Source organism: Niastella sp. OAS944, assembly GCA_024809215.1.
Classification (GTDB): Bacteria; Bacteroidota; Bacteroidia; order Chitinophagales; family Chitinophagaceae; genus Niastella.
This window is the reverse complement of sequence record JANUBW010000004.1, coordinates 227,098-253,025: the sequence shown is the minus strand read 5'-3', so window position 1 is coordinate 253,025 and position 25,928 is coordinate 227,098. Positions and strand designations below refer to the sequence as shown.

Here is a 25,928-nt window from a genome sequence, read left to right as displayed (position 1 = left end):
CAAACCATCCAATGAGAAAAACACCAAATCGTCTCTTATGGAGCTTACTGTTGCTGCTAACCGCATCAGTAGCAAACGCGCAAACACCAGTGGCCAAGAACGGCCAGCTGCGCGTGATCGGTACTAAATTATGTAACCAGTATGGCAATCCCATTCAGTTGCGTGGTATGAGCACGCACGGTATTCAATGGTATGGGTGGGGAAGCTGTTTAACCGAAGCCTCGCTCGATGCCCTTGCTTATGATTGGGGCGCCGATGTGCTGCGCATTTCCCTGTACGTACAGGAAGGTGGTTATGAAACCGATCCGGCAGGTTTTACGGCGCAGGTAAACCGCCTTATTGAAGAAGCTACCGAGCGAGGTATGTATGCGCTGGTCGACTGGCATCAATTGACACCAGGCGATCCTAATTACAATTTGTCGCGCGCAAAAACATTCTTCACTGCTATTGCCAATGCGCACAAAACCAAGAATAACATCATCTACGACATTTGTAATGAACCCAACTCTGGCGCTACCTGGGCAAAGATCAAGACCTATGCCGATCAGATGATACCGCATATTCGTGCCATTGACGACGATGCGGTTATTCTTGTAGGCACGCATGGCTGGTCAACATTCGGCTTGTCGGGCGATGGTTCTTTACAGGATGTGTTCAACAATCCGTTAACACATGCAAACGTAATGTACACCTTTCACTTTTATGCAAAGGACCACCGTACCGCATATTTGAACCAGTTGAATACGGCCAGCGACAGGCTGCCTGTATTTGTAACTGAGTTTGGTACCCAGGAAGCCAGTGGCGATGGGCCAAATGATTTCACCATGGCGCAGCAGTTCATCGATCTTATGCGTACCAAAAAGATCAGCTGGACAAACTGGAACTATTCTGACGATAATCGTTCCGGTGCTGTATGGACTACAGGTACCTGTAGCAATGGGCCGTGGACAACCGCGCGACTGAAACCTGCCGGTGCCTGGGTGCGCGAACGTATTTTAAGCCCGGCCGATGATTTCCCCGGCGGCGGCACGCCGGTTTGCGAACCTGTTACGGCCAGCAGCAACGATGGCAATGTGCCCACGAATGTGTTGGATAATGATCTCAACACCCGTTGGAGCGCCAGCGGCGACGGCCAGTACATACAGTTCTGTTTAAATACAGCCACAACCGTATCGGGCGTGCAGATCGCTTTTTACAGCGGCAACACCCGTACATCTTCATTTGATATTTTAACAGGTACCGATGGGCTAAACTGGACAACTGCAGCCTCCAACGTGGTTAGCAGTGGTACTTCGCTGAACCTGGAAACATTTACTTTTTCGCCACGCACTGCCAAGTACATACGTATAGTTGGGCATGGCAATAGTGCGAATGCCTGGAACAGTTATACCGAGGTGAAAATTCAAACCGGTACAGGCAACAATCAACTTTATACATTACTGCCAATACAGGATGCGTATGTACGTGATGGCGCCAATGCCGCCATTACGCATGGAACTACCGATAGCACCATGCTCATGAGCAAAGTGAACCCCAGTACTGCTACGGGTAATAATCGCGAAAGCTATTTGCTGTTCAATGCAAGCACCGTTACCGGCACTATTAATTCGGTTGAATTGAAAGTGTATGGCAAGGTTGACCTTACAACAATTGCCAGCATACCTGTAAGTGTATTTTCGGTAGCCACCACCAGCTGGACAGAAAATGCCCTTACCTGGATCAACAAACCTGCCAGTGGTAGTACTGCTTTGGCTACGGCAGCTGTTTCCAGCGCAGCATATAACTATGTAACCTGGGATGTTACCAATTACGTCAAAAGCGAAATTGCCGCCGGGCGTAAACTCATTTCACTGGCACTGAAAAGCGCCGAAGCAAACGATTCACGTATTTTCTTCAACTCGGCAGAGGCAGGCAACAATCCGCCGCAGCTGGTGATAAATGCATCAACTGCTACACAAAGGCAGATCGTTTCATCGCTTATTGACCGGTCAACCACTCCGGTAACCGGCGCTACCTTACAGGCCTATCCGAACCCGTTCAAACAAAGCAATACGGTTATATTCAATATGGAACAATCGGGTCATGTATACCTGTCGGTATTTGACATTACCGGAAAAGAAGTGGCCGTACTGGTGAATGGCAATTTATCGGCTGGCAGCCACCGTGCTACCTTTGAGCCGCGCCGTTTGTCTGCCGGTTTGTACACTTTGAAACTGGTGCATAATGGTAAAATAACCACAACGAAACTGATCAAAGAATAGGTTACGTTTGATTTCTGACCGTGTCATGGTTTCTGTGTCGTTGCAGGCAACCGTGGCACGGTTTTCATTTTTCCCAGGTTATCCACAATCCAATGCTACGAATTGGCGTTATAGATAGGACATTGCATCTTATAACGAATACCTGTTATATTTGTGCCATGAGACCTATCTTCCTGACCATTACCGTTTTAACCAGCCTTTTTGCAGCTGCGCAACAAGGAACAATAACCTCAAAAGTATTTGGCTGGAAAAGTTTTGCCGTTGAAAAAGACACCAGCTTCAGCTTTATGAAAGTGGCCAATGGCGCCACTGCAACTTTAGCAAATCTCGATATTAAGGTGGTTGAATTGGAGCCGGGTAAAACACCCCATTCCATGCTGTCGCATGCCGATGCAGAAGAACTCATTGTTGTTAAAGACGGAAATCTAAAGGTGACCACAAGCAGCACTTCAACCATCATTGGCCCGGGCGGCGTAGCGCTTATTATGCCGGGCGATGCACATACTTTCGAAAACACGGGTAAGGTTCAAACCATATATTATACGTTGCGTTTTAAAACAACTACACCCATCAATGCCGATCGTGGTAAAGGGGCCGGTGGTTCATTTGCCGGCGATTGGGACCAGTGGAGCGTACAGGAAAACGAAAAAGGCGAAAGACGCCAGGTGTTCGACCGCTTTACTGCCATGTTTCAGAAAATGGAACTGCACGTTACCTCATTAAATGGCGGACTGGTCAGTCATCCACCACATAAACATCCGCAGGAGGAAATTATATTGGTAAGAAAAGGCACCGGGCTGGCGCTGATAGGCGAAGGGACCCAAAACGTAGCTGCCGGCGACCTCATCTTCTTTTCATCGGGAACATTGCATTCTTTGAAGAATAGCGGAACTACGCCGTTGGAATATTTTGCGCTGCAGTTTCAGTGATCGGCAATCGGCAATCGGCAATCGGCAATCGGCAATCGGCAATCGGCAATCGGCAATCGGCAATCGGCAATCGGCAATCGGCAATCGGCAATAAAGTTCGGGCGCCGCAAGATAGTATATTAGCCTTAACATTAGCGAGCCCACTCACCACTCACCACTCACCATTCATGATTAACGATTCACAGCGATCGCGAGCCTCACATAAAGAAACTGAGAACTAAAAACTGAGAACTAAGAACTTCTCCTGCAACCTTCCTTCCTCAATCTTCATCTTCCAAACTAACCTCCTTATTAGGGGGCTTGGAGGTATTTTATTTCTCCTTAATTTTATTGCCACTCAAACAACCAATTTAATAATTGCCGAATATGAAAAATTCTCGTCGCCGGTTTATTCAGCAAACCACTATGGCCGGAGCCGGTTTATTAGCTGCAAAGGCTGGCTTTTCTGCACAAAGTTATAGAAGGATACTAGGATCAAACGACAGGGTAAGAGTAGGTGTTGTAGGTTTTTCTGACCGCCATCGCAGTTCGCATATGCCTTGTTTTATGAATCACTACAAGGAGCTGAATTTCGATATTGTTGCCGTATCTGACATCTGGAAGAAGAGAAGGGAAGAGGGGGCTGCACAATGGAAAGAAAAGATGGGGCACGATATTGTTGCCTGTCGCAATAACGAAGAATTATACAGCAAAAAACTGGTAGATGCCGTGTTCATCAGTACAGCCGATTTTCAACATGCGCTGCATACCATTGAGGCGGTAAAAGCCGGTTGTGACGCTTATGTCGAAAAGCCCTTTGCTGAAACTATGGAAGACGCCCGCGCCGCACTGAAAGCTGTAAAGGCAACCGACCGCATTGTGCAAATAGGCTCGCAACGCAGAAGCGGTTCAAACTACCACGCCGCTGAAGACTTTATAAAATCCGGCAAATTTGGTCCCATTACCATGGTTGAACTTACCTGGAATGTAAACCAGCCTGGCCGCTGGCGCCGCCCTGCTTTATTAAAAGAGCTCAAAGAAGAAGATACCGATTGGAAACGCTTTATCATGAACCGTCCATTCGAATCGTTCGACCCGCGTAAATACCTCGAGTATCGCCTGTTCTGGCCTTATTCTTCAGGTTTGCCCGGTCAGTGGATGAGCCACCAGATAGACACGGTGCATTGGTTCAGTGGACTGGCCCACCCGCGCAGCGTTGTCGCAAATGGCGGTATTTACATGTGGAAAGACGGCAGAAAGAATTGGGATACTATTACAGCCGTATTTGATTATGGTCCGTTAAACGATCCTTCCAATGGTTTTCAGGTGGTTTTTGGCAGCCGTATGCACAATGGCGACGAACGCCCCTCTGAAATTTACTTCTCAAATGGCGGTGAGCTCAACCTCATTACAAATACAGTTTCGCCTAAAGGCGGTCTTACAAAGAAATTTGCAGAAGATATGGGCATGCAGCCAAACCTGCTGCCCGAGCTAAGTTTATCAAATACCGAAGCGGTGGTGGCCAGTGCCAATACCGGTGGCGATAAACTAACCAGCAACCACGTGCGTAACTGGATGGAGTGCATTCGTAGCCGCAAAACGCCAAATGCGCCAGTAGAAGCAGGGTATAACCATTCTATTGCGTGTATTATGACCACAGCTGCTGCACGCACCGGTCAAAAGGCCACCTTTGATGAAAAAACACAGGAAGTAATGGTAGGCGGAAAAGCATTTAAGTATTAAGTTTGACTTGTAATTGAATGTAAACCTGTCACAACCCCCGGCGTGACAGGTTTTTCAATAACATAAAAAAACCATATATAACCTTTATGAAACAGATCTTTTGTTGGGCTGCCGGTTGTTTTATTAGTTCAATATCCTTCGCCCAGAAAAAAGAAACGGTAAAGCTTGTACAGGAAAAAGACAAGAATACCATCAATGTTATTATCGGCAATAACCTGTTCACAAGTTTTATTTACCCCGATTCATTAGCCAAGCCGGTTTTGTATCCCATATTTTCACAGAACGGCGCCATGCTCACTCGTGGTTATCCCATGTACCCACTGGCCGGCGACCCCACCGATCACCCGCATCACCTTGGGCTGTGGCTTAATTTCGAGAACGTGAATGGACTCGATTTCTGGAATAACTCATTTGCCATTCCGGCCGATAAAAAAGGCATGTACGGTTCTATTAAAACCGACCGCATCATTAAAAAAGAAGACGGCGCCAAAGGCATTCTGGCCTACCATGCCAACTGGGTCGACAATAAGAACAATATACTCCTGGAAGAAACCACGCAGTATGAGTTCAGCGGTTCGGGCAGCCAGCGCATTGTTGATCGTATAACAACACTGAAAGCAAATATGGAAGTGTTGTTTACCGATGCAAAAGATGGTTTGCTGGGTTTACGGGTAGCACATGAAATGCAGATCAGCAGCAAAAAAGACGGCGTATTTACCGACGATAAAGGCAATGTAACTGTTGTAAAAGCAAATACCGATGCTATGGCCACCGGTAACTATGTTACCAGCGCCGGCAAAACAGGCGATAGCGCATGGAGCACAAGAGCAGTATGGTGTAAGATGTTTGGTAAAATGAAGAACGACTCAATCAGCATTGCCATCATAGATCACCCAAGCAACATTAATTATCCTACCTACTGGCATGCCAGAGGGTATGGTTTATTTGCCGCCAACCCGCTTGGTGCAAAAGTGTTCAGCGGTGGTAAAACAGCCACTAACCTTAAACTGAAAAAAGGCGAATCGGTTCGTTTTGTTTACCGTGTTGTGTTTGATCAGGGACCGGTAACAATATCTGCAGCCCAGTTAAACCAACTGGCCGATGATTTTGGTAAAGCAAAGATCAAGGACGTTACTGCTAAATAGCGTAGATCCTTGTTTCAACAATAAGCGTAAAACGGACAAGTCAAGATGGATTTGTCCGTTTTTTTATAGACAATCAAAGGTGGGTCGCTCTCGAAGAGCGGCTCACCTTCAATTATAAAGGCGAGCTCCCCTCAAAAGGGAACCCGCCTTTTACGGTCTATATATTTACCAATAATATGATCCAGGCTAAGAAATTGCGCTAAACCCGCGTTGAACAACAGAAAACATACAGCTGGTAACAATAATTTCTACCTATTTATTAAATAAAATTGTAAATTTATTTTTATCACCAGTCCTGGTGAAATCATTCTACCAAACTAATCAATACTGCACTAATCAGTTATCCTGCTCTGTTCCCGCCGTACACGGGAAGAATTTTTTGGCGACCTGTTCCTGTACTAACAATTCCGTTTCTGGTACCTGATAAATACTGAATATTAAATTATTACACTGACTTCTTCTGCCAGTTGGCGAGGTTGTTTTGGTTAAAAGGTTATTATGCGAATACACACCAAGAGCAAAGGGGCGAAGTTTCCTGCGGTGAGCAGTGCGAGCAATCCGGTATTTAATTCAGTGTTCAATGCGCTGGAAGTAGGAATACTCGTTGTTGACTGCGAAGGTTTTTTTGTGGATATGAATGAGAGCTATTGCCGCATGATAGGGTACGAGCGCAAGGAACTCATTGGGAAGTACTTTCTTACAGTGGTGCCGGAAATACAGCGCGATTTTACCTTATATACGTTTAATGCGGCTATGTCGTCGCCGGTTCCCAAACAAACAGTAACTGAATTTCCCATACTTCGAAAAGACGGCCACATCTTCGGCGCCAATTGCCAGCTCAATGTTATTACTGAACCAGATGGCTCGCGCTTTTTAATGGTTTGTATTACAGATATTACCGAAACAAATAATTACAAACACCTGCTCGAAGAAACCGAACTGGCAACCGGCATCGGTGGCTGGCAGCTCGATGTGCAAACCAACCGGCTTTCCTGTACCGAAGGGTTATATAAACTGCTCGATGTTCCAAAATACAACTCTATTACCTGGGAAAATATATTGTCATTTGTTGGCAACGACGCCTATTTGCAATTCAAACAGGCCGTTCAATTGGCCGTCACTAAAGGAATTCCTTTTAATCTTGAACTGGATTGCAGTAGTTGTGGTTCGCCCGTGAAATGGATCCGTACTATTGGCAAGCCCAAACAACTGTTCAATAAGACCATTCAACTGGTTGGTACTTTTCAGGACATCACCCAGCATAAACAAGCCGAGGAAATGATATACCTGGGGCAGGCCAAGTACAGGGCCATTGCCAATAGCAGCCTGTATGCATTTATATTAGGTAAACCCGATGGTACCATACTGGAAGTAAATACACAAGCCTGCGAATTATTTGGATATACCGAGGAAGAATTTATAAAGCGTAACCGGCAGTTGGTGGTGTTGCATACACCCGAATTGCTGCAAATGGTAAAAGACCGGATCACCAAAGGATTTGTTCAGGGTGAGTTGATTGGTATAAAAAAGAATGGCGAGCATTTTCCCTGCGAGTTCTCTTCGGTTTATTTTAAAGACATTAACGGGGAAGAACGCATGAGTACCATTCTGCGCGATATTACGGCCAAGAAGATCACTGAAGAAGAACTGAAAAAGCTTTCTCATATTGCCCGTGAAACATTAAGCCCCGTTGTGATCACCGATGTAGATAGAAGGATTCAGTGGATCAATGCGGCGTTTACGCAGGTTACAGAATATACCTTCGATGAAGTGATTGGTAAACGGCCTGAAGACTTTTTGTATGGTGAAGAAACAAACGAAAATGCCATAAAAGGTTTACTGGCAAATAAAAGGGCGCATCGCACTTTTGATACCGAGTTGTTGATCTATGCAAAATCGGGCCGTAAGGTTTGGATCACCCTGCAGGCGCAACCACAATTTGATAACAAGGGCAAGCTTTCCGGCTATTTTGCCATTTGCATCGATATCACTGAACGCAAGAGATCGGAAGAACAGATAGCGCATCACCAGCGTTTGATGCAACAGGCCGAACGTATTGCCTGCCTGGGCAGTTGGGAAAATAATCTGAAAACGGGCGAAACTATTTGGTCAGATGAAATGTACCGCATCTTTGGCTGGGATATAGACGAGGCACCACCAACATCGGAGCAACAGATCTCTTTTATTCATGCCGATGACAAAGAGTATGTGCTGATGAATTTACAAAATACCATGGAAGGCAGAGGTGATTTTGACATGGAACACCGTATTATTCGCCCCGATGGTACCGTTCGCATTTTACATTCGCAAGGTCAGTTGATCAGAAATCATTTGGGAGAACCCGATAAAATGGTTGGGGTATTACATGATATTACCAATCATAAATTAGCAGAAGAGCAATTGCGCCAACAGGAAGCCCGGCTAATGGAAGAAAGAGTGAACCATCAACGGCAAATTGCCCGTGCTACCATCAATACGCAGGAGCATGAGCGTTCGGAAATAGGGAAGGAGCTGCATGATAATGTAAACCAGATCCTCGCGTCGGCTAAATTGTTCCTTAGCTCGCCATTCCTCGAAGGTGATGAGCGGGAGTTGTTTACCAATAAAGCGGCAGAGCATATTCATATGGCCATTGAAGAAATACGTAAGCTGTCTAAATCATTGGTGAGCCCCAGTGCAGAAGATCTGGGCATTATTGAAACTATTAGTGATATGATCGGTGATATAAAATGGGCGCAGAAAATTGAAGTATGTTTCAATCATGGCGGCATCAATGAAGCAAAACTCGACTATGGCTTAAAGCTCACCATTTACCGTATTGTGCAGGAGCAGTTGACAAATATTTTAAAGTATGCCGAAGCCAGTAAAATAAATATCACCATTAAAGAGCAGGGCAAAAAGATCACATTGATCATAAGCGATAATGGCAAGGGCTTCGACCCGGCCACCAAACGCAAAGGCATTGGTTTTAATAATATCATCAACCGCGCCGATGTGTTTAACGGCAAAGTTGATATTGAATCTGCGCCTGGAAAAGGTTGCACTGTTAAAGTGGAATTTGAGAACATGCCGCAGGCCCCTGATAATAGTAATGATACGTTGGTTATTTAGACTTACCTTCTTAAACGTGCCTCTTCCAGGTCTAGTTCCCATTCTCTTTCCCGTATCAATTCATCGCTAAACATCTTCGCATGGCGAAAACGGTTGAGTTCGCGGCGGCGTACATCAACCAGCTCAATCAGCATTTGCCGGTAATGGGGTAAGAAATTGTGCTGCTCCTCGTTGGTTTCTTCTGCTTCCAGTTTTTTCTGGGTTATTTCAATCATGCGCGCGTAACGGTCGCGCACACGTTTGTAGGTCTCGTTTCCTTCTATTTCCCTGGCATACTGGCCATCCATATGGGCCAGTACAACGCGTGCTAATTGCAGTCGCATATCAAGCGCCTGTAACTCCTCCGATTGCGTTTCATCGCCTTTTATCTTTAATATTTTTATCAACGGTTTCAGGCTTAGCCCCTGTAATACCAGTGTAATAAGTATTACTACGAATGTAATAAACAATATAAGGTTGCGGTGGGGAAAGGCCTGGTTATTGGTAAGTGTTAGTGGTACTGCCAGTGCCGAGGCAAGTGAAACTACACCGCGCATACCGCTCCAGCCAACCAATAACACATTGCGCCAACCCGGGTTAGGCTCTTTTTCACGAATGCTTTTAAATAACATTCTTGGTACATAGGTACCCGGAAAAACCCAAATGATACGAATGATGATGGTAAGCAAACTTATGATAACTCCATACCTGATAGCCTCGCCGAGTGAATAACCTTCTATACCACGTACAATTTCGGGTAACTGCAAACCGATCAGTATAAATACAAAACCGTTCAGCAGAAAAACCAGCGTGTCCCACAAACCCAGCACCTGAATACGGGCATCGTAAGTAAAAAGGTCCTGCGAACGAAAGGTGAGGAACAAGCCACCGCTTACTACCGACAGTACACCCGATACATGAAAATGCTCGGCCGTTATGTACATGATGTAGGGTGAAATAAGTGTGAATGCTGCATCGATGGCCGGTGTTGTAGGGAAGAACCGGTGAATGGCATAAACAATATGCGCAATTGCCAATCCAATAAGTATGCCCATGATGGCCACCACAAAAAAGGTACGGGTAGCTTCTCCCAAATTGAACTGGCTGGTAAGTACAGCAGTAAGTGCAAACCTGAATACGATCAAACTCGCGGCATCGTTTACCAGGCTTTCCCCTTCAAGGATGATGGTTGCCCGTTTAGGTACTTTTAGTCCCTGTAAAACCGAAGTGGCGGCAATGGCGTCGGGAGGTGATATAATACCGCCCAGCAGAAAACCGGCTGCCAGCGAAAAATCGGGTATCAATAAATTAGAGATCCAGGCAACGGCTGCTGAGGTAAAGATCACCAACCCAAAGCCCAGCAAACTGATGGGGCGTTTAAGTCGCCAGAAGTCGTTCCAGGAGGTATTCCAGGCTGCAGCATATAATAAGGGCGGCAGAAAAATAAGGAACACCAGGTCGGGATGAAGCGAGATACGAGGTATGCCGGGAATGAGGCTTATAAGCAAACCGCCTATTACCAGGAATATGGGGTAAGCAATTTTTAATTTGCCACTGAGCATGGTGAGGATACTAATGACAAATAAAAGCGAAAGCACCAGTAATAAGTTGTCTTGCAGCATAGGCTGCAAAAGTAAGACGCTGAACGCTGAACGCAAAACGCTTAACGCCAGCTCCCGAATGGTCGAATGCTCCTAAAAATGGAGCGGGTTGAGTGTGCAGCAGGTCAAAAACAAAACGCGAAAAACAAGCTTCGCGAGCCTGTCTTTCGCGTTCAGCGTTACGCGTTAAGCGTTTAGCTTTATTCGCGAAGTTACGGAAAGTTATTCATCCAGTATGGAAAGGGTAAGCTTTACCACTTCTTTTAGCGAATCGGCATCGGGGCGGTTAATGCCACTAACCCGAAGGCCCATTAAACTGTTATACAAAAGACGGCCCAATGCTTTTGGCGTAAACTTTTTGGGGATCTCACCTTTGGCCTGGCCTTCTTTTACCAGCGCACTGAACGTTTGTTCCATGCCTTCCATATTCGCAAGAGAAACGGCAGCCACTTCTTTGTCAACCGCATTCAGTTCCATGCTCATGTTTACCATTAAACAACCTTTCTTGTCTTTATCGTTAAGTATATCCCTGATGGTATAATCAAAAATTGCGCGGATCTTTTTCTTCGGGCTATCTGTTTTGGCACATTGTTTTTCAAGCTCGCCCTGTTGCGAACAACAATATTGGGCAAGGCTTTTCAGAAACAACCCATGTTTATCACCGAAAGTATCGTATATGCTCGAACGGCTTAAACCGGTGGCCTGAACCAGGTCGTCCATCGAAGTGCCGTTATATCCTTTTACCGTAAAAACCTCCCTGGCTTTCACCAGCACTTCCCTTTCATCAAATTGTTTTGTCTTTGGCATCGGCGTATTTGGAATTTTCGTTCCAAAAGTACACAAATTTTAGAAAGCGCTAACGATACCGCCATCTGCGATCAATTCAGTGCCCAGTACAAAGGTAGAATCATCCGAAGCGAAGAAGGTAGCAACCCTGGCAATTTCAGAAGCATCGCCGAAGCGGCCAATAGGTACTTTGCTTTGGATAGCAGATTTTAATCCGTCCATTTGATCGGCTGGTATGCCGGTCTTTCCGAATATAGGTGTAACAACAGGGCCCGGACTGATGGCATTTACCCGGATGCGGCGGGGTAATAACTCTGCTGATAACGAACGCGCAAATGTAAGCAACGCCGCTTTTGTAGCCGAATAAACGCTCGAGTTGGCCATGCCCAAATGTGCGTTGATAGAGCTGTTAAGAATGATGGAACCGCCATCTTTTACCAACGGCAATAATTCCTGTATAGTGAAAAAGGCCCCCTTTACATTGATATTGAATTGTTCGTCAAAATGCTCTTCTGTAACCGCTTCAATAGGGGCGAATTTACCAATGCCGGCATTTACAAATACTACATCCAAATGCGGGGTTATTTGTTGTACTTCTTTGGCCAGGTTGCGAATATCGCTCAGGCTGCTGGTATTCGATAAAATGGTATGAACCTGCCCGTTCAATTCTTTTTTAGCTTGTGCCAATCCTGCTTCGCTGCGGCCGGTAATAATAACTTTAGCGCCCTGTTCAAGAAATTCTTTGGCTGTGGCAAAACCAATACCGCTGTTACCCCCGGTAATAAGGGCTACCTTATTTTGTAAACGACTCATAATTGATGGATTGAATTAAATTGTTTGAGTAATTAATATCGGAACGATCATTCCGGTACAAATGTAGAGGTATTGGAACGAATGTTCCAAATAAATTTTCCGGTATTAACAAATTCATTTCGTTGCCGGGCTGGTGAACTTTTTTTCGTAAATTATGTTGCTCTCTGTAATTACTATAATACAACTGAATGAAGAATAACAACAAGAATATGTTCACTATAGCCATTAAATCAATAGGTTTTGCATGGCGAACCAACAGAAGGCTGCTCATAATCCTCATGTTGATCAGTGTTTTTAATGGCGCTATTATATACCTGCAGTTCACCAGTTTTTCAGCTATTGTTGATGAGATCATTAAAATAAAACAGGGAACTGGTAAAACCAGCCAGTTGATATGGTTGTCGGTGGTGTTGGGGCTATCGTTCCTGGTGCCGGTTTTTATCAGCAACCTGGGCGGGCACTACCGCATGATCTTTCGTATGCAACAAAGCCTGCACCTCGATCTGTATAAAATAGAACGGCAGGGTAAATTAGATATTGGCACCATTGAAAGCAGTTCTTATCAAAACCTGTTACGAAGTGCGCAGGAGTGGGGCACGGGCAGTGTGCTGAGCCTGCAGGATTTCTTTTTTAGTTCGGCCCATAATTTTGCCAGCATCATAACCTCTATCACTATCCTGTGGTCGCTGAATTACTGGCTGGTAGTATTTGCTGTACTGGCCGCTGCGCCGGTGTATTTCTTTTATAATAAATACAGCATGGAGGTGTTCCGCATCAGGCATTTCTCTATAAACGACCAGCGTATTATTCGCAATCGCATTTCGCATTTCGAAGAATTACAAAAGGCGGTTGATGTTATTCTGCTCAAATTACAGGGCTGGTTACACGGGCAAATTAAAAGCCGTAAAGAGGAGTTCAATGATAAAATTGTAAAGGCCGAACGCAAGAAAGCCATTTCATATAGCATCATGAGCCTTTGGTATTTGTTGTTCCTGTTTGCTGCCATTGCATTAATGACAAATGAAGCGCTGACCGGTGGTATTGCCGTAGGCGGTTTGTTGCTGGCCTTTAGTACCTATACCCGGTTTTACCAAACCATAAACGGATATATTGAAAGTATTTCCGTGGCAGAAGAAGCATCGCGATATGCCGCCCGCTGGTTCGAGCTGTTTGATATACAGCCCCGCATTGTTTCGAAAGAAAATGCAGTGAGTATTGATAGTAAGCAACCACCGCTGATAGAATTTGATCATGTTTCATTTCGATATCCTGCTGAGGAAGGCGAAACGCCCTATGTGTTGCACGATCTTACTTTCACAATAAAGCCCGGTGAAAAAGTAGCCATTGTGGGAGTAAATGGTTCGGGCAAAACAACGCTCATTAAACTGCTTTGCCGTATATATGATCCTACCGGGGGAAACATTTATATAAACGGTATTAATTTAAAAGATATAAAACTCGAAAGCTGGCAGAGCGCACTGGGTATCCTGTTCCAGGATTTTCCCATTTATAATTTAAGCATTCGCGAATCTATTGGCGTGGGCCGGTTAGATGAGAACGGCAGCCTGCAGGGCGATAAAGATGCCCGTCTAATTCAGGCTGCGCAATTTTCGGGCGCCGATGATTTTATAAAGAATTATGATCAGTTGATATGGAAAGATTTTGCCGGCGGTATCGATCTGTCGAAGGGGCAGCACCAGCGGCTGGCAGTGGCGCGTATGTTTTATCGTAATGCTGCTGTAACTATCCTCGATGAACCTACCGCTTCCATCGATGCGGTAACGGAAGAAAGGATCTTCAATACGCTGGAAAAGAATATGGAGGGTAAATCGGTGATCCTTATTTCACACCGCTTCAGCACCGTAAAGAACGCCGATAAGATCATATTAATGGAACATGGCCGCATTACCGAATTCGGTTCGCATAAGGAGCTTATGCTGCTCGATAAACAGTATGCGGCCCTGTACAATATGCAGGCCAAGCGATATTTGGAAACACAGGATGTATAATACTTATTCAGCAAACTCCCACGCACTCTGATATGCATTCCTGTCCTGCGCCCAGGTAATAAAATTGGAATAGAAATCGAATTGCGACAGGGTAGCGCTATCGCCAATGATCACCAGCTTTTTGCGCGCCCTCGTCATGGCCACGTTCATGCGGCGAATGTCGCTCAAAAAGCCGATGCGGCTATCGGGGTTGCTACGTGTCATACTGATGTAAACAATATCGCGCTCCTGGCCCTGAAAGCTATCGATGGTATTGATGGCTATCTTATGCTCATATACCTGTAATGCAGGTGAGCTTTGGAATTGCTCCTTTAACGTATCTATCTGTTGTTTATAGGGCGAAATAATGGCAATGCTTGGAAAATTATCGGGTTTGTAATGGCTGTCGAGCGCCGACACCAGTTGGGTAAGGTGGCGGAACAGGAAGGCTGCTTCTTCCGGATTATAGGTACTGGTTTGTTCTGTTTTTTCATCAAAGCCACAGCCGGCAGTATCTACAAATACCAGTGGATTATCATTGTTGAACAACACATGCCTGGCTACGGATGCATGCGCTTTTAATCGATCGTCATAAAATGTAGAAGAAGAATAACCCATGATCACTTCATTCATACGGTATTGTTCTTCCAGCAATACTACCGACTCAGGATGCAGGGCCACGCATTTTTCAAGCAGGGTGGTGGCCAGTCCGTTTTTGGCGGCTTCGGCGCTTTTTACGGTGGGTGGCAACTGGCAATGGTCGCCTGCCAGTATCACTTTCTGTGCTTTTAAAATGGGTATCCAGCAGGCAGGTTCAAGGGCCTGGCCGGCTTCGTCGATCACTATGGTGTTGAACTTAAGGTTACGTACGGTATAATGATTGGCGCCAACCAGCGTAGCGGTGATCACCTGCGCTTTGGCCACCAGGTCGTTGATGATGTATTGTTCCGAATTGTCGACCTCCTTCATAATGTTGCGCGCTTCGGCAAACAGGGCCTTGCGCTGATCGCGTTCCGCCTTTCCAAAATGGCGTTTGTACTTGTGCGCCATATCAAGATAGGCTGCCGCCTGTTTTCTAAGGCGTTTTGTTTCCTTGGTATGGCTGTGCTCGGCCATCTTGTAATCGAGCGTTAACGAAAATAACCGTTCGCTTACCCGGGCCGGGTTACCTACGCGTAATACGTTCAGTCCCTCATCGCTTAATTTTTCGCTCAGCAGGTCCACAGCAGTATTGCTGGGTGCCACCACCAGTATCTGCTGGTTGTCTCTTTTTATCATGGCTTTAATGGCCTGTACCAGGGTAGTGGTTTTACCCGTTCCCGGCGGGCCGTGTACAATGGCCAGGTCATTTGCCGCGAGTATTTTATTTACAGCGGCTTGTTGCGATATATTTAATGATGGTATAACTGCGGGGGCGCTGGTCTCAAATGCAGGCTTTTTATTACCCGTAAGTATTTGTATCAACCGGCCTTCGGCGGGTTTTTCAGCAAGGGTTGATGCCAGCTTGCAGGCGCTTTGCATTTCATCGTAGCTGTTATCGTCGAACAACAGGTCAATACCCAGTTTGCCATCGCTGGCCCAATCGGGCAGTTCATCGGTGCGCAAAGTGATCTTTAGCCGGTTGCCTTTTACAAAAGTAATGGTGCCTTCAACTTTATTGCTTTCGGGGTCGTGGTTCGAGAACAACACCGCCGGCACACCAAAGCGCAGTTGGTGAATAATATCCTGATGTGTAGTACGTTCAACTTCAACGGTAAGATAATCACCACGGCTCATTTCCTGGTCGCGAATAGCAATGGGATACCAGGTAAGTCCACTGGCCCTGCGTTGTGCAACAGAAGATGTTTGTTTCAGTTTCAGGTATAATTGCCGGTCCTCTTCACGTTCTATTTTCAGCAGATCGAGCAGGCTTTTGAAATAATCCATGCGGCAAAAATAATCTCTTTCTGGTTTATGATTTGTTATAATGGGTAATTGTGTGGTAAGTTGTTTATTTTCAGGTTAATAGAAGATGGTCTAAAGCCTAAAGCTGAAAGCTAAAAGCAAATACAGCTGCAACCGCCACTTGCTATCGCCGGTGGCCGGCAATTAGTCAGCAACTCAATAATTGAATAGCTGAATAACCGGGAACTGAGAGCTGTGAACTGTGAACTGAGAACTTGAAACTAATCACCAGAAACCATGAACTTCGGCATTTTCGAATGGTAATTGAGGTTAGTATTGCTTAAACATTTATATTTGGCCTCCCGATTTTTACAATATCTCCGATTGAATTTTGAAAGCCGCATCCGACCCTCGCTAAAATGGATTTGTTTATTTAGATGCATTAATAATGGTAAACGTAAAAACCGAGATTATTATCAATCTCCCTAAGGAAATAGTGGCCGAATATGTTTCTGATCCTGGCAATGCTCCCAGTTGGTGTTCTCATATTAAAACAGTTGATTGGAACCAGCACGTTCCCATACGCGCCGGCGCAAAGATCGTTTTCAATGAACGGGGCATGCGGCGTTACCAGCAATACGTATGCGAAGTGGTGGAGTTCATTCCCAATCAGAAAATGGTAATGAAAACCCGCAACAGCAACATGCGTATGGAAACGGTGGTTGCCTGGCAGGCCGTTAATGAAAATACCACCTGTATGACTGTTTGGAGCCGCGGCATTCCCCGCGCCTTATCGCGAATGATAACGCCTTTTATGGCCCTTACCATCAGAAATATTAACCGCAGGAATTTAAAACAGCTGAAACGGATGCTGGAAACCAGCAATCGCAGGATGGTTGTGTTGTAAAATGGTTAATTTTTACACATGCTGGCTTTTACGCGTAGAAGATATTATTTTGGTGACACCATCATCAAACTGTCGTCTATGAAACAAACCAGCCAGAAGTTCCTGCAATATGTATACAGCAGCTATACAGGCAATTTTATAGGTTTTGCCATTGGTATGGCCTCAACCCGCCTGGTTGCGCATTTTTTTACTACCCGCAGTATTAAAAACCTGTGGGGACTTACCGCAAAAAAAACAGTCGTTGATAAACAAACCTTCAGCTTTATGGAGTGGGCCATTTCCATTATCATTGGCTTTATAGTGTTTGAGGTCATCTCTAAATGGGTGAAGAAAAAAATGAATCCGTTAATGCAGAAGTATAAAGGTTATTTACCCGAGGGTTGGGTTGAAGAAGAAGCGGTTCCTGTTCCGGTACAAACTTCTGCCGAAGCTACTGCAGTGAAAACGGAAACTTCAAATGCTTAACTATGAAGTTTCCGGTTCCCTGTTTCCGGTTTCCAGGGAATACAAATACAGAGTAACTTTGATCCTGAAATAAGGACCCCGGAAACCGGTAACCGGTACCTGTAACTTTATTTATAGAAAAATCTCCCAATGTATGGGAGATTTTCTTTTTTTAAAACACCACCCGTTCTCTATTTCTTTACAAACTTTACCGTTGTTCCATTATCAAATTGCAACAGGTACAATCCGCTTTTCAGGTGTTGTACATATATGGGTTGAAGGGTATTTCTTATTTGAATGGTTTGCAGCAGCTGACCGCTAACGTCATACAAACGGGCGCTCTGTTGCAATAGTTCACTGCCGGTGTTTAGGTATACTTTATCATTGGCAGGGTTAGGGTAAATGCTAACCGAACCTGTGCCGTTATTGTTCAATGTTACAATGGTGCTGTAAGTGAATTGCCCGTCTTTATCAACCATCTTCAACCGGTAATATATTTTTCCATTGAAGGAATTGTAGTCCTTATAGCTGTAAACATTGTTGCCTGCCGGTATGGTAGCCACTGATGCATATGTGTTGCCATTGGTGCTACGTTCCAGTATAAAATGACTGGTATTCACTTCGTCGGCGGTTTCCCATTGCAGTTGGTTGTAACCATTGTAAGTATGGCCATTGAAGTTGAGCAGGGTGAGCGGTAATACATCTATTTCGGATGATACAAAAAAGCCATTGGTACCGGTAAAGTCGAATGTCACTTCCCAACGGGCTTTGGTGGCGTTCCATATAATGGCATTGTTGGCCGGGTTAATGGTCGACTGATCTCCGGGGGTAAACGTGTTAGGTTGTCCGGTGCCATCGGAGCTGTTGCCTTTGTATTGATAAATGACCAGGTTGCCTTTTCCCAGGGCATCGCCCGGACCGGTGGGTAGTTTTATCGTGTTTACTGCATTAAAATCGTCGAACTCGGCCTGGGTAAAATAAAGTGTTGCTTTACCAACTGCATAACGCCTGTTATTTACCGTATATATTTCATAATGACGTTTTACATAATCGGAAGGCTGACTGCTTTCTATCCATACTTTGGTGTTTACATTGCCATTAAGAGGGTTGTAGGGGTCGTTTGTTGATTGCAGCGTGGCGATCAGGCGGCAGTCGGTGTTGCTGGCAATACAATTTGTGATGCCTGATATAGGCGTAGAGGCGGCGTCGTTATTCACGCCTAAAAGATCAGTGGCGCCGGGATTGCCATTGTAGTTGCCGGTAAATTCATATACACCCATATCTACTGTTGTGCCTTGTGTTCGTGCGGCTTTATTAAGATCGGTTGTAACGGCCGAGAGGTTGGGCGTTTGGCCAACGCTGTAAACTGAACTGCTGCCTGCATTAATGCCCGGGCTGCACGCCTGTAGCCGGAAATCGCCGCCGGTGTTCAGTCCGGCAGCTGGCTGGTTCACAAACAATGGGTTGGTAGAACCATTGATATTGCCATTGGCGGTACTGGCTTCTCCCTGTACCAGGCTGTATTGTATATTGGGTGTGCCTGCATTATTATAAATGCCGCTGCTATTGCCATATACAATACAATTGCGCAGCTGCAATGCGGGCCCCAGGTTATTGTACATAGCGCCGCCCGGCCCATATTGGGTACTGTTACCTGCAATGGTTACATTGGTAAGAACCGGTGCTACGCTCCATTCGTTATACATACCGCCGCCTTGTTCTACTGCCGTATTGCCACTAATAATTACATTGGTAATAATAGCGCCGCAATTGCTGCCTATGATGCCGCCGCCATAGAAGCCGGCGTTACCGGTAATAATGCTATTGGTAATAGTGGGTGATGAGGAGCTTATATTAAGACCGGCGCCATAGCGGCCGGCGTTGCCTTTTACGATGAGGTTATTGAATACGGCTAATGAATTATTACAGGCAATACCTGCGCCGCCGCTATTGTCGCAATTGCCGCCCTGTATGGTAAAGCCATCGAGCAGGGTAGCGCTATTGTTTCCGGAACTAACTACTACATGTATAGCGTTCTCACCGTTATTGGTAAAGCCATTGTCGTTGCTGCTGAGGTCGCCGCTAAGTATGCTGGCATTGGCCGTTAATGAAAGATTGCGATCGGTCAATGAGGTTTCGGTTCCGGCAAAACCGCCATAAATTTTTACATCGTTCTTTAATACAAATGCATTGTTGCGGTCGCCGACAGTAATAACGCCGGTAGCATCTGACCTTCGGTTAGGTATATAAATACCACCGGCCACCCATACCTGGTTTCCGCTGACTGCTCCATTTATGGCCGCCTGCAGATCGCCGGTGGCGCAGGCCCAGCTTTCTCCTGTACCGGTGCCATTGGCCTTTACATAAATGATGCCATTGGTTGCAGAGATAGTTGGCTCACCTGTTCGTTCATAACAACCCATGTCTGCCGCGCTGCCGTTGTAAAAACGTGCATTGCCATCGAGGTCGGTAGTGATGGCCGACAGGTCGGGGCTCTGCCCAACAGCATAGAAGTTGTTGCTGCCTTTGTTCACTAAAGGGCTGCAGGCCTGCAGGTGGTAGTCTGCTGCCAAATGGGCGTCGATGCCTGAGTTGGGTGGAACCGGAGCTACAAACAAAGGGTTTGTGGTGCCGGAAATATTTCCGTTAGTGGTGGCTGTTAGTCCCTGTACCAGGCTGTTGCTTATGGCCGGAGTTGTAAGGTTATTGGATATTCCCGAGTTGTTATTATATATAATGGAATTCCGGATGAAAAGATTGGTTGTTGTGTTGTTATACATGGCGCCACCTAAAGAGGTTGCTGAGTTGCTGGTAATAGTGCAATTGGTGAAGGAAACATAGTAACCCCGGGTATATGCGCCGCCTCCCGCGTAGCTTGCACTATTGCCACTTAAAAGGCAGTTGACTACATGGCAGGTGGAAGATTCGCAATACAGGCCGCCGCCATAAGTGGCCGAATTGCTTCTGATAGTGCAATTATAAAGTGTAATGGCTGAATTTTTACTATATATGCCGCCGCCGTAATTGTTTACATAATTGGTGGTAAAAGTACAGTTTGTAAGTACCGGACTTGCATCTGAGCTGTAAATACCTGCGCCGATTGAGGCTTCGTTTTCATTAAATGTACAGGAGTTAAGTACGGGCGCACAGTTTGTGGTTATAAATATACCTCCACCGTTTATGACCTTATTTTCATTGAACAGGCAATTGTTGAGTGTGGGCGATGAGCGAAAATCATTGGCCATACCACCACCATAATCGGCCTCATTAGAAGTGAAAGTGCACGCGGTTAATAAAGGGGATGAATTTTGATAATTGTATATGGCGCCACCCATATCGCCTGCTGTATTCCACCTAAACAAACAATTGGTTATTGTTGGCGAGGAACCGGTGTTTTTCATGGCTCCGCCACTAGAGGAGGTGCTGTTGTTCTCGAATGTACAATTGGTGAAAGCCGGTGATGAATTCTGGTTAATAACGGCGCTTTGAACGGCATCTGTAAGGATAAAACCATCGAGCAAGGCTGTGCTGGTTAGCCCATTATTGATGTTTTGGATCAGCACTTCATTATCGTAGGGATATAGCCTGGTTTCATGGTTTAACAGGTCGCGCTGGGCCGGGGAAGTTTCGCCGCCGTAAAAACCGCCATAAATTTTTACGCCGGGCCGCATTACGATCGACTGGTTGTCGGGTGTCTGGTACGTTCCTTCCAGTATCCATACTTCATCGCCCGGTTGGCTGGCATCGATCATTGCTTTCAGATCGCCGCTGGCATTGCCCCACGATGTGCCGCCGCCGGTGCCCCATTGTGAAACATACCTAATGGTGGCCGACGCAGTTTGCGTAATTGTCAGTAAGATGGTAATTAAAAAAACGAAGGGAGTAGGGGTGTAATTAGCTTTCATAAAAGGGCTGTAATTGCTGCCACAAAAAACGCAAGTACCCCGGTGAAATACGAGTAAAGGGCGTAGACAAAGTGTAGACAGCATACAGGATAAGTGGGTAAATGGCTGATATTCAATAAAGAATTTGGACAGTAACAATTAGTTGCGAGCTTCGACATTGACCTCCTTGTCAACCTGTTAACTCGTTAACATGTCAACTATCAACTATTTCAATGAACTTACGTACGCATCACAAAAGTAGTAATATGATCAACGCAATTTTAAAAAATGGGACGGGCATGTGTCAAACCTGGGACGAGCATGTGTCAAGTGAGGGACGAGTTGCATAATTGCTGCGTAAGCTCTATATAAAAATGGGACGAGCACACATAAAACCTGGGACGAAATGCATAATGCATGTGTCAGCCATGTGTCAAACATGTGTGTTCCCTTAGTAAAGTATGCTATTTGACACATGGTTCACACAGGGTACACACAACCTTTAGGCAAGGATTACTCAGCAATAATTGTCTTAACTCCTTTCTCTTCTAATTGCCGGATACTATCCATCGGTGCCCCCGCATCAGTAATAATATAATCAACCTGGTCGAGGCCGCAGATGCGACCAATACCGCGGCGGCCAAACTTGGTGCTGTCGGCCATTACAACCACCTGTTGCGCTACGGAGATCATTTTTTTATCAAGACTGGCTTCTGCCAGGTTGGTAATACTTAATCCGAATTCTGGTTCAATACCATCAACGCCCATAAACAGCAGTCCGCACGAAATGTCTTCCAGCAAGCGTTCGCCAAAAGCGCCGGCAGCAGAAGCTGAGCTGTGATGAATAAGTCCGCCGATTTGTAAAATATCAACGTTTGGCCGGTTGCATAATTCCATAGCAACACGCAAGGCGGGTGTAATAACGGTTATATGTTTGGGTGGGTACAATGCCTGCGCCAGCTCGAATACTGTTGTGCCCGAACCAATGATAATACTATCGTTCTGACCCAGCAGGCTAAGCGCCGCTTTCGCTATCTTTTTCTTTTGATCGGCATTGATGAATTCCTTCTCATTGATGGTGCGTTCAGCAGCGTAAGGGTTATTGATAGAACCGCCGCCCTTGGTGCGGAACAACAGGTTCTTCTCCTCCAGCAGTTTAAGATCTTTACGAATGGTAACGCCCGAAACCTGCAGTTCTTCGCTCAGTTCCTGAATATCAACCCGTCCGTTTTCCTGCAGTTTCTGAATTATAAGCTGGTGTCTGTCTGTGATGGTCATATGATTAAAGTGCTAAGTAGCTTTTTGAATAATTGAAGGTTAATGGTTTTTAGGAAGCTAAATCACAAATCACAAATTCCAAGATCCAAATAAATCACAATATGCAAAACTCATATGCCCGAATTTTTAGCTAATTAGTTTGAATTAAAAAGTTGGATGAATTTTGGGATTTGGGTTTTATTATTTGGTTCCTGGTATTTGGTTTCTGGAATTTTTGTATTTCACAAAGCTATTAAGTTTATGTAAAAAGGTTACAGATGCTTTAATTTTTTAAATAGAGATAACATCAAAATAACCCATTGGGTGATTAAATGGGTTTAATTTAAAGTTTAAAAATATTAATTTAGGTTGAATTTTGTTTAAATAGTGCAAATTTTGTTTAATTTGGCGTCAGGATTTACACATTACCAGGCAGGGTTGCCCGTTTTAGCCAGCCTTTTATAAGGTTGTCTAGTACTTTTTGGTTGAAATGGCAGTCAATTGTAGATAATCGCAGTTCCATTTTAAACTATTAAACAAAATTTAAAGCGATTGAGACAATTAAGCTTATGAAAACTAATCCTTGTAAAATGTTGGCCCTGGCAGTCCTGGTAGCGGTTATAACCATTCAATGTTCAAAATCCGGCGGTGGCGATCCGCCCGAAAATGGTGGTGATTCTACTGTTAACAATCCGCCGAAAACTGTTCGGCAAATAGTGCTGGCCGATCAAAGTGTAAACCGCGTAGCCATTGCCGATGTAGACAGTAATAAAGTTGTGTGGGAGTGGTTGCCCGAAAAATCGAATGTAGGCGTCAACGATGTGAAATGGTTTGTAAATATGAGCGACGCCAAACCGGTATATAATAATAAGTACATTTTAGCCAATGCATCAACCGGCGGTGTGGCATTGATACGAATAGCCGATAAGAAAACTGTCTTTTATGCCTATGCGGGTAATGGTAATGTGCATTCGGCCGAAGTATTACCCGATGGTAATATTGTGATCGCAGCCAGCACCGGCAATTATTTAATGTTGTTTAAGACCGATACAACGGCATATCCATTTAGTGGTTACACCAAAAAGATCACCGTGGCAGATGCGCATAATGTGGTGTGGGATAAAAAACGGCAACTGCTGTTCACTGCTTCCAAAAACAAACTGTACGCTTTTACTTATAATTTCAATTGTGCTGCACCCGATCTAACATTGAAAGACAGTACAACGCTGCCGGCTAGTGGTAGTCACGATCTTTTTCCGTTATATGGCAAAGACTCATTGTGGTTAACAACAAGTAATAAGATCTGGGCTATTAATGTAAGTACAAAAGCGGTAACAGAACAAAGCGACCTGCCACGAGTAAAAAGTGTTTCATCGGGGCCTAACGAAAAATACCCGGCCATTTTGTTACAATCCATCGATGGCGATAAACAATGGTACAATGATAAAGTGATTGATATGAAGGGGAATACAGTGTATCAGTTAAATGGGTTGAAGGCGTATAAGGGTAGGTGGTTGTTGCCTTGTTCTTTTAGTTATGATAGTGATAGTGTGGTGCATTTGTGCAAGTAGGTTGCTAGTTGACGAGTTAACAGGTTGACGAGTTGACGAGGTTGTTCTCTGTGCGACGTAATGCATAAAAGTTGAAAGGTTGATAGAGGTGATAAAGGCAAGTTGACGAGTTAACAAGTTGACAAGTTGACAAGGTTAGTTTGACTTTATTGCCGATTGCCGATTCACGATTGCCGACAACAGCGTGAGTCTGGAAATTAAGCGACCCTTTCACGTTTGCCGTTTCACGTTTCACGATTCACCCTGCAACCTGCAACCTGAAACTGACAGTTAAAACCAATAAGTCTATATTCAAAACAAACACAACGATATACTAATGACTGCTGCCAAAAAATCTTTCGCCGACAAAACCGGCATTCCAATGTCCCTGCTCTGGGGCTATGTAGGTATACTCATATTTATGATGGGCGATGGTATGGAAACAGGCTGGTTGAGCCCATACCTTAAAACACGAGGCATGAGCATTGAACAAAATGCTTCACTGTTCACCGCCTATGGAATTACTGTTGCCATCTCGGCCTGGTTCTCGGGTGTGCTGGCCGAAGGGTTTGGTCCCAAGAAGATCATGCTGGCTGGTTTGTTCTTATACCTGGCCGGTACCTGTGGCTTTGTAGGCTATGGCCTTGCCCACCTTAATTTCCCTGTTATGATCGTAACCTATGCATTACGTGGCTTTGGTTATCCTTTATTCGCTTACTCATTTATGGTATGGATCGCGTATCAAAGTCCCAAGGAAAAACTGGGGCGTGCTGTGGGCTGGTTCTGGTTTGTGTTCACTGGCGGACTGAATGTACTTGGCGCCTTCTACTCAAGCTGGGCCATTGAAAAGTTGGGCGAGATCGATACGTTATGGAGCTCGGTGTTTTGGGTGGCTATCGGCGCTTTCTTTGCCGTGGTGTTAAACAGGGCCGCCTTCAAACCCAATTCAAATGGCAATGAAGCTAACAGTAAGGCCCGCGAGCTAATGAAGGGACTGGTCATTGTAAAAGAAGAGCCTAAAGTGCTTCTTGGCGGAATAGTACGCATAATTAACACAACGGCGCAATTTGCGTTTCCGGTATTTCTTCCCATGTACATGGAAAAACATGGTTTCGATACTACCACCTGGTTAAAGATCTGGGGCACCATCTTTACAAGTAACATCATCTTCAATCTCATTTTTGGTTTTGTGGGCGATCGCTTTGGCTGGCGCAATACCATTATGTGGTTTGGCGGCATTGGTTGCGCCATTACAACACTGTTGCTGTATTATATACCGCAGGCGGTACCGGGCAATTTTGCTGTAGTATTAACGGCTGGTATTTTATGGGGCGCCTGTTTGGCTGGTTACGTTCCTTTATCGGCATTGGTGCCTTCATTGGTGAAGAAGGATAAAGGTGCTGCTATTGCCATCCTGAATTTGGGTGCAGGCCTGCCGGTTTTTGTTGGCCCTGCGCTGGTGGGTTTGTTTTATGGAGCTGTGGGTAATGAAGGTATTATCTGGATCCTGGCCATTTTGTATTTCATTAGTGCGGTGCTTACCAAATTTATTACCCTGCCCGATAATGCGAAAACTTTACATCATGTGAAGAGTGAGAGTGTGCAGGTTGAAATGGAAAAACTCAAGCTGGAGAATTGACGTAAAACGTAAAACGTGAAACGTGAAA

16 protein-coding genes are annotated in these 25,928 nt (G+C 45.2%); 10 read left to right on the top strand and 6 right to left on the bottom strand.

Features of this window, described 5'->3' with window-relative positions:
- Nucleotides 1-11 precede the first annotated feature (11 nt).
- The 5 genes from GGD38_RS19420 to GGD38_RS19400 all read left to right on the top strand — a co-directional run bounded on the left by GGD38_RS19420 (nucleotide 12) and on the right by GGD38_RS19400 (nucleotide 9,168).
- A complete protein-coding gene (locus GGD38_RS19420; protein WP_375302049.1) occupies nucleotides 12-2,261 on the top strand; it encodes a cellulase family glycosylhydrolase in 2,250 nt (749 codons plus the stop codon).
- Nucleotides 2,262-2,419: 158 nt separating this feature from the next.
- Nucleotides 2,420-3,190: a cupin domain-containing protein gene (locus tag GGD38_RS19415; RefSeq protein WP_375302048.1), complete on the top strand. Its 771-nt coding sequence runs from the start codon at nucleotides 2,420-2,422 to the stop codon at nucleotides 3,188-3,190.
- Between the two features lie 366 nt (nucleotides 3,191-3,556).
- Nucleotides 3,557-4,912, top strand: coding sequence for a Gfo/Idh/MocA family protein (locus GGD38_RS19410; RefSeq protein ID WP_375302047.1), 1,356 nt, complete (start codon nucleotides 3,557-3,559; stop codon nucleotides 4,910-4,912).
- A gap of 86 nt (nucleotides 4,913-4,998) precedes the next feature.
- Nucleotides 4,999-6,057 carry a PmoA family protein gene (locus GGD38_RS19405; RefSeq protein ID WP_375302046.1) on the top strand — a complete coding sequence of 353 codons (1,059 nt, stop codon included), beginning with the start codon at nucleotides 4,999-5,001 and terminating at the stop codon, nucleotides 6,055-6,057.
- A 498-nt stretch (nucleotides 6,058-6,555) separates the two neighbouring features.
- On the top strand, nucleotides 6,556-9,168 hold the full coding sequence (locus tag GGD38_RS19400) for a PAS domain S-box protein (RefSeq protein WP_375302045.1): 2,613 nt from the start codon (nucleotides 6,556-6,558) through the stop codon (nucleotides 9,166-9,168).
- A 2-nt stretch (nucleotides 9,169-9,170) separates the two neighbouring features.
- Here the strand turns inward: GGD38_RS19400 and GGD38_RS19395 are convergent, their stop codons facing one another.
- From GGD38_RS19395 to GGD38_RS19385, 3 genes are all read right to left on the bottom strand, one after another.
- Nucleotides 9,171-10,769 (bottom strand): Na+/H+ antiporter, encoded by a 1,599-nt coding sequence (locus GGD38_RS19395; RefSeq protein ID WP_375302044.1) that lies wholly within the window; start codon nucleotides 10,767-10,769, stop codon nucleotides 9,171-9,173.
- A 201-nt stretch (nucleotides 10,770-10,970) separates the two neighbouring features.
- Nucleotides 10,971-11,555 (bottom strand): TetR/AcrR family transcriptional regulator, encoded by a 585-nt coding sequence (locus GGD38_RS19390; protein ID WP_375302043.1) that lies wholly within the window; start codon nucleotides 11,553-11,555, stop codon nucleotides 10,971-10,973.
- Nucleotides 11,556-11,594: 39 nt separating this feature from the next.
- Complete coding sequence (locus GGD38_RS19385; protein ID WP_375302042.1) at nucleotides 11,595-12,347, bottom strand: SDR family oxidoreductase; 753 nt, start codon at nucleotides 12,345-12,347, stop codon at nucleotides 11,595-11,597.
- Between the two features lie 188 nt (nucleotides 12,348-12,535).
- Between GGD38_RS19385 and GGD38_RS19380 the strand changes: the two genes are divergently transcribed.
- Nucleotides 12,536-14,356 (top strand): ABC transporter ATP-binding protein, encoded by a 1,821-nt coding sequence (locus GGD38_RS19380; protein WP_375302041.1) that lies wholly within the window; start codon nucleotides 12,536-12,538, stop codon nucleotides 14,354-14,356.
- A 3-nt stretch (nucleotides 14,357-14,359) separates the two neighbouring features.
- Here GGD38_RS19380 and GGD38_RS19375 read toward each other — a convergent pair whose 3' ends face one another.
- Nucleotides 14,360-16,261 carry an AAA domain-containing protein gene (locus tag GGD38_RS19375; protein ID WP_375302040.1) on the bottom strand — a complete coding sequence of 634 codons (1,902 nt, stop codon included), beginning with the start codon at nucleotides 16,259-16,261 and terminating at the stop codon, nucleotides 14,360-14,362.
- A gap of 406 nt (nucleotides 16,262-16,667) precedes the next feature.
- Here GGD38_RS19375 and GGD38_RS19370 point away from each other — a divergent pair, with 406 nt between their 5' ends.
- Together GGD38_RS19370 and GGD38_RS19365 are read left to right on the top strand one after the other, a co-directional pair.
- A complete protein-coding gene (locus GGD38_RS19370; protein ID WP_375302039.1) occupies nucleotides 16,668-17,126 on the top strand; it encodes an SRPBCC family protein in 459 nt (152 codons plus the stop codon).
- A 78-nt stretch (nucleotides 17,127-17,204) separates the two neighbouring features.
- Nucleotides 17,205-17,591, top strand: a complete 387-nt coding sequence (locus GGD38_RS19365; protein ID WP_375302038.1) for a hypothetical protein — start codon at nucleotides 17,205-17,207, stop codon at nucleotides 17,589-17,591.
- Between the two features lie 170 nt (nucleotides 17,592-17,761).
- On the opposite strand, the gene GGD38_RS19360 is transcribed toward GGD38_RS19365, so the two are convergent.
- Nucleotides 17,762-21,475 carry a choice-of-anchor Q domain-containing protein gene (locus GGD38_RS19360; RefSeq protein ID WP_375302037.1) on the bottom strand — a complete coding sequence of 1,238 codons (3,714 nt, stop codon included), beginning with the start codon at nucleotides 21,473-21,475 and terminating at the stop codon, nucleotides 17,762-17,764.
- A 492-nt stretch (nucleotides 21,476-21,967) separates the two neighbouring features.
- Nucleotides 21,968-22,732, bottom strand: a complete 765-nt coding sequence (locus GGD38_RS19355; protein ID WP_375302036.1) for a DeoR/GlpR family DNA-binding transcription regulator — start codon at nucleotides 22,730-22,732, stop codon at nucleotides 21,968-21,970.
- 548 nt (nucleotides 22,733-23,280) lie between these two features.
- On the opposite strand from GGD38_RS19355, the gene GGD38_RS19350 reads away from it, so the two are divergent.
- Both GGD38_RS19350 and GGD38_RS19345 read left to right on the top strand, forming a co-directional pair.
- Nucleotides 23,281-24,282, top strand: coding sequence for a DUF6528 family protein (locus GGD38_RS19350; RefSeq protein ID WP_375302035.1), 1,002 nt, complete (start codon nucleotides 23,281-23,283; stop codon nucleotides 24,280-24,282).
- A gap of 316 nt (nucleotides 24,283-24,598) precedes the next feature.
- Nucleotides 24,599-25,900 (top strand): MFS transporter, encoded by a 1,302-nt coding sequence (locus tag GGD38_RS19345; protein ID WP_375302034.1) that lies wholly within the window; start codon nucleotides 24,599-24,601, stop codon nucleotides 25,898-25,900.
- Nucleotides 25,901-25,928 lie beyond the last annotated feature (28 nt).

What these genes read in the sequence shown, in the direction of transcription:
- GGD38_RS19420 (WP_375302049.1), top strand. Translation starts at nt 12, where the DNA reads ATGAGAAAAACACCAAATCGTCTCTTATGGAGCTTACTGTTGCTGCTA.
- GGD38_RS19415 (WP_375302048.1), top strand. Translation starts at nt 2,420, where the DNA reads ATGAGACCTATCTTCCTGACCATTACCGTTTTAACCAGCCTTTTTGCA.
- GGD38_RS19410 (WP_375302047.1), top strand. Translation starts at nt 3,557, where the DNA reads ATGAAAAATTCTCGTCGCCGGTTTATTCAGCAAACCACTATGGCCGGA.
- GGD38_RS19405 (WP_375302046.1), top strand. Translation starts at nt 4,999, where the DNA reads ATGAAACAGATCTTTTGTTGGGCTGCCGGTTGTTTTATTAGTTCAATA.
- GGD38_RS19400 (WP_375302045.1), top strand. Translation starts at nt 6,556, where the DNA reads ATGCGAATACACACCAAGAGCAAAGGGGCGAAGTTTCCTGCGGTGAGC.
- GGD38_RS19395 (WP_375302044.1), bottom strand. Translation starts at nt 10,769, where the DNA reads ATGCTGCAAGACAACTTATTACTGGTGCTTTCGCTTTTATTTGTCATT.
- GGD38_RS19390 (WP_375302043.1), bottom strand. Translation starts at nt 11,555, where the DNA reads ATGCCAAAGACAAAACAATTTGATGAAAGGGAAGTGCTGGTGAAAGCC.
- GGD38_RS19385 (WP_375302042.1), bottom strand. Translation starts at nt 12,347, where the DNA reads ATGAGTCGTTTACAAAATAAGGTAGCCCTTATTACCGGGGGTAACAGC.
- GGD38_RS19380 (WP_375302041.1), top strand. Translation starts at nt 12,536, where the DNA reads ATGAAGAATAACAACAAGAATATGTTCACTATAGCCATTAAATCAATA.
- GGD38_RS19375 (WP_375302040.1), bottom strand. Translation starts at nt 16,261, where the DNA reads ATGGATTATTTCAAAAGCCTGCTCGATCTGCTGAAAATAGAACGTGAA.
- GGD38_RS19370 (WP_375302039.1), top strand. Translation starts at nt 16,668, where the DNA reads ATGGTAAACGTAAAAACCGAGATTATTATCAATCTCCCTAAGGAAATA.
- GGD38_RS19365 (WP_375302038.1), top strand. Translation starts at nt 17,205, where the DNA reads ATGAAACAAACCAGCCAGAAGTTCCTGCAATATGTATACAGCAGCTAT.
- GGD38_RS19360 (WP_375302037.1), bottom strand. Translation starts at nt 21,475, where the DNA reads ATGAAAGCTAATTACACCCCTACTCCCTTCGTTTTTTTAATTACCATC.
- GGD38_RS19355 (WP_375302036.1), bottom strand. Translation starts at nt 22,732, where the DNA reads ATGACCATCACAGACAGACACCAGCTTATAATTCAGAAACTGCAGGAA.
- GGD38_RS19350 (WP_375302035.1), top strand. Translation starts at nt 23,281, where the DNA reads ATGAAAACTAATCCTTGTAAAATGTTGGCCCTGGCAGTCCTGGTAGCG.
- GGD38_RS19345 (WP_375302034.1), top strand. Translation starts at nt 24,599, where the DNA reads ATGACTGCTGCCAAAAAATCTTTCGCCGACAAAACCGGCATTCCAATG.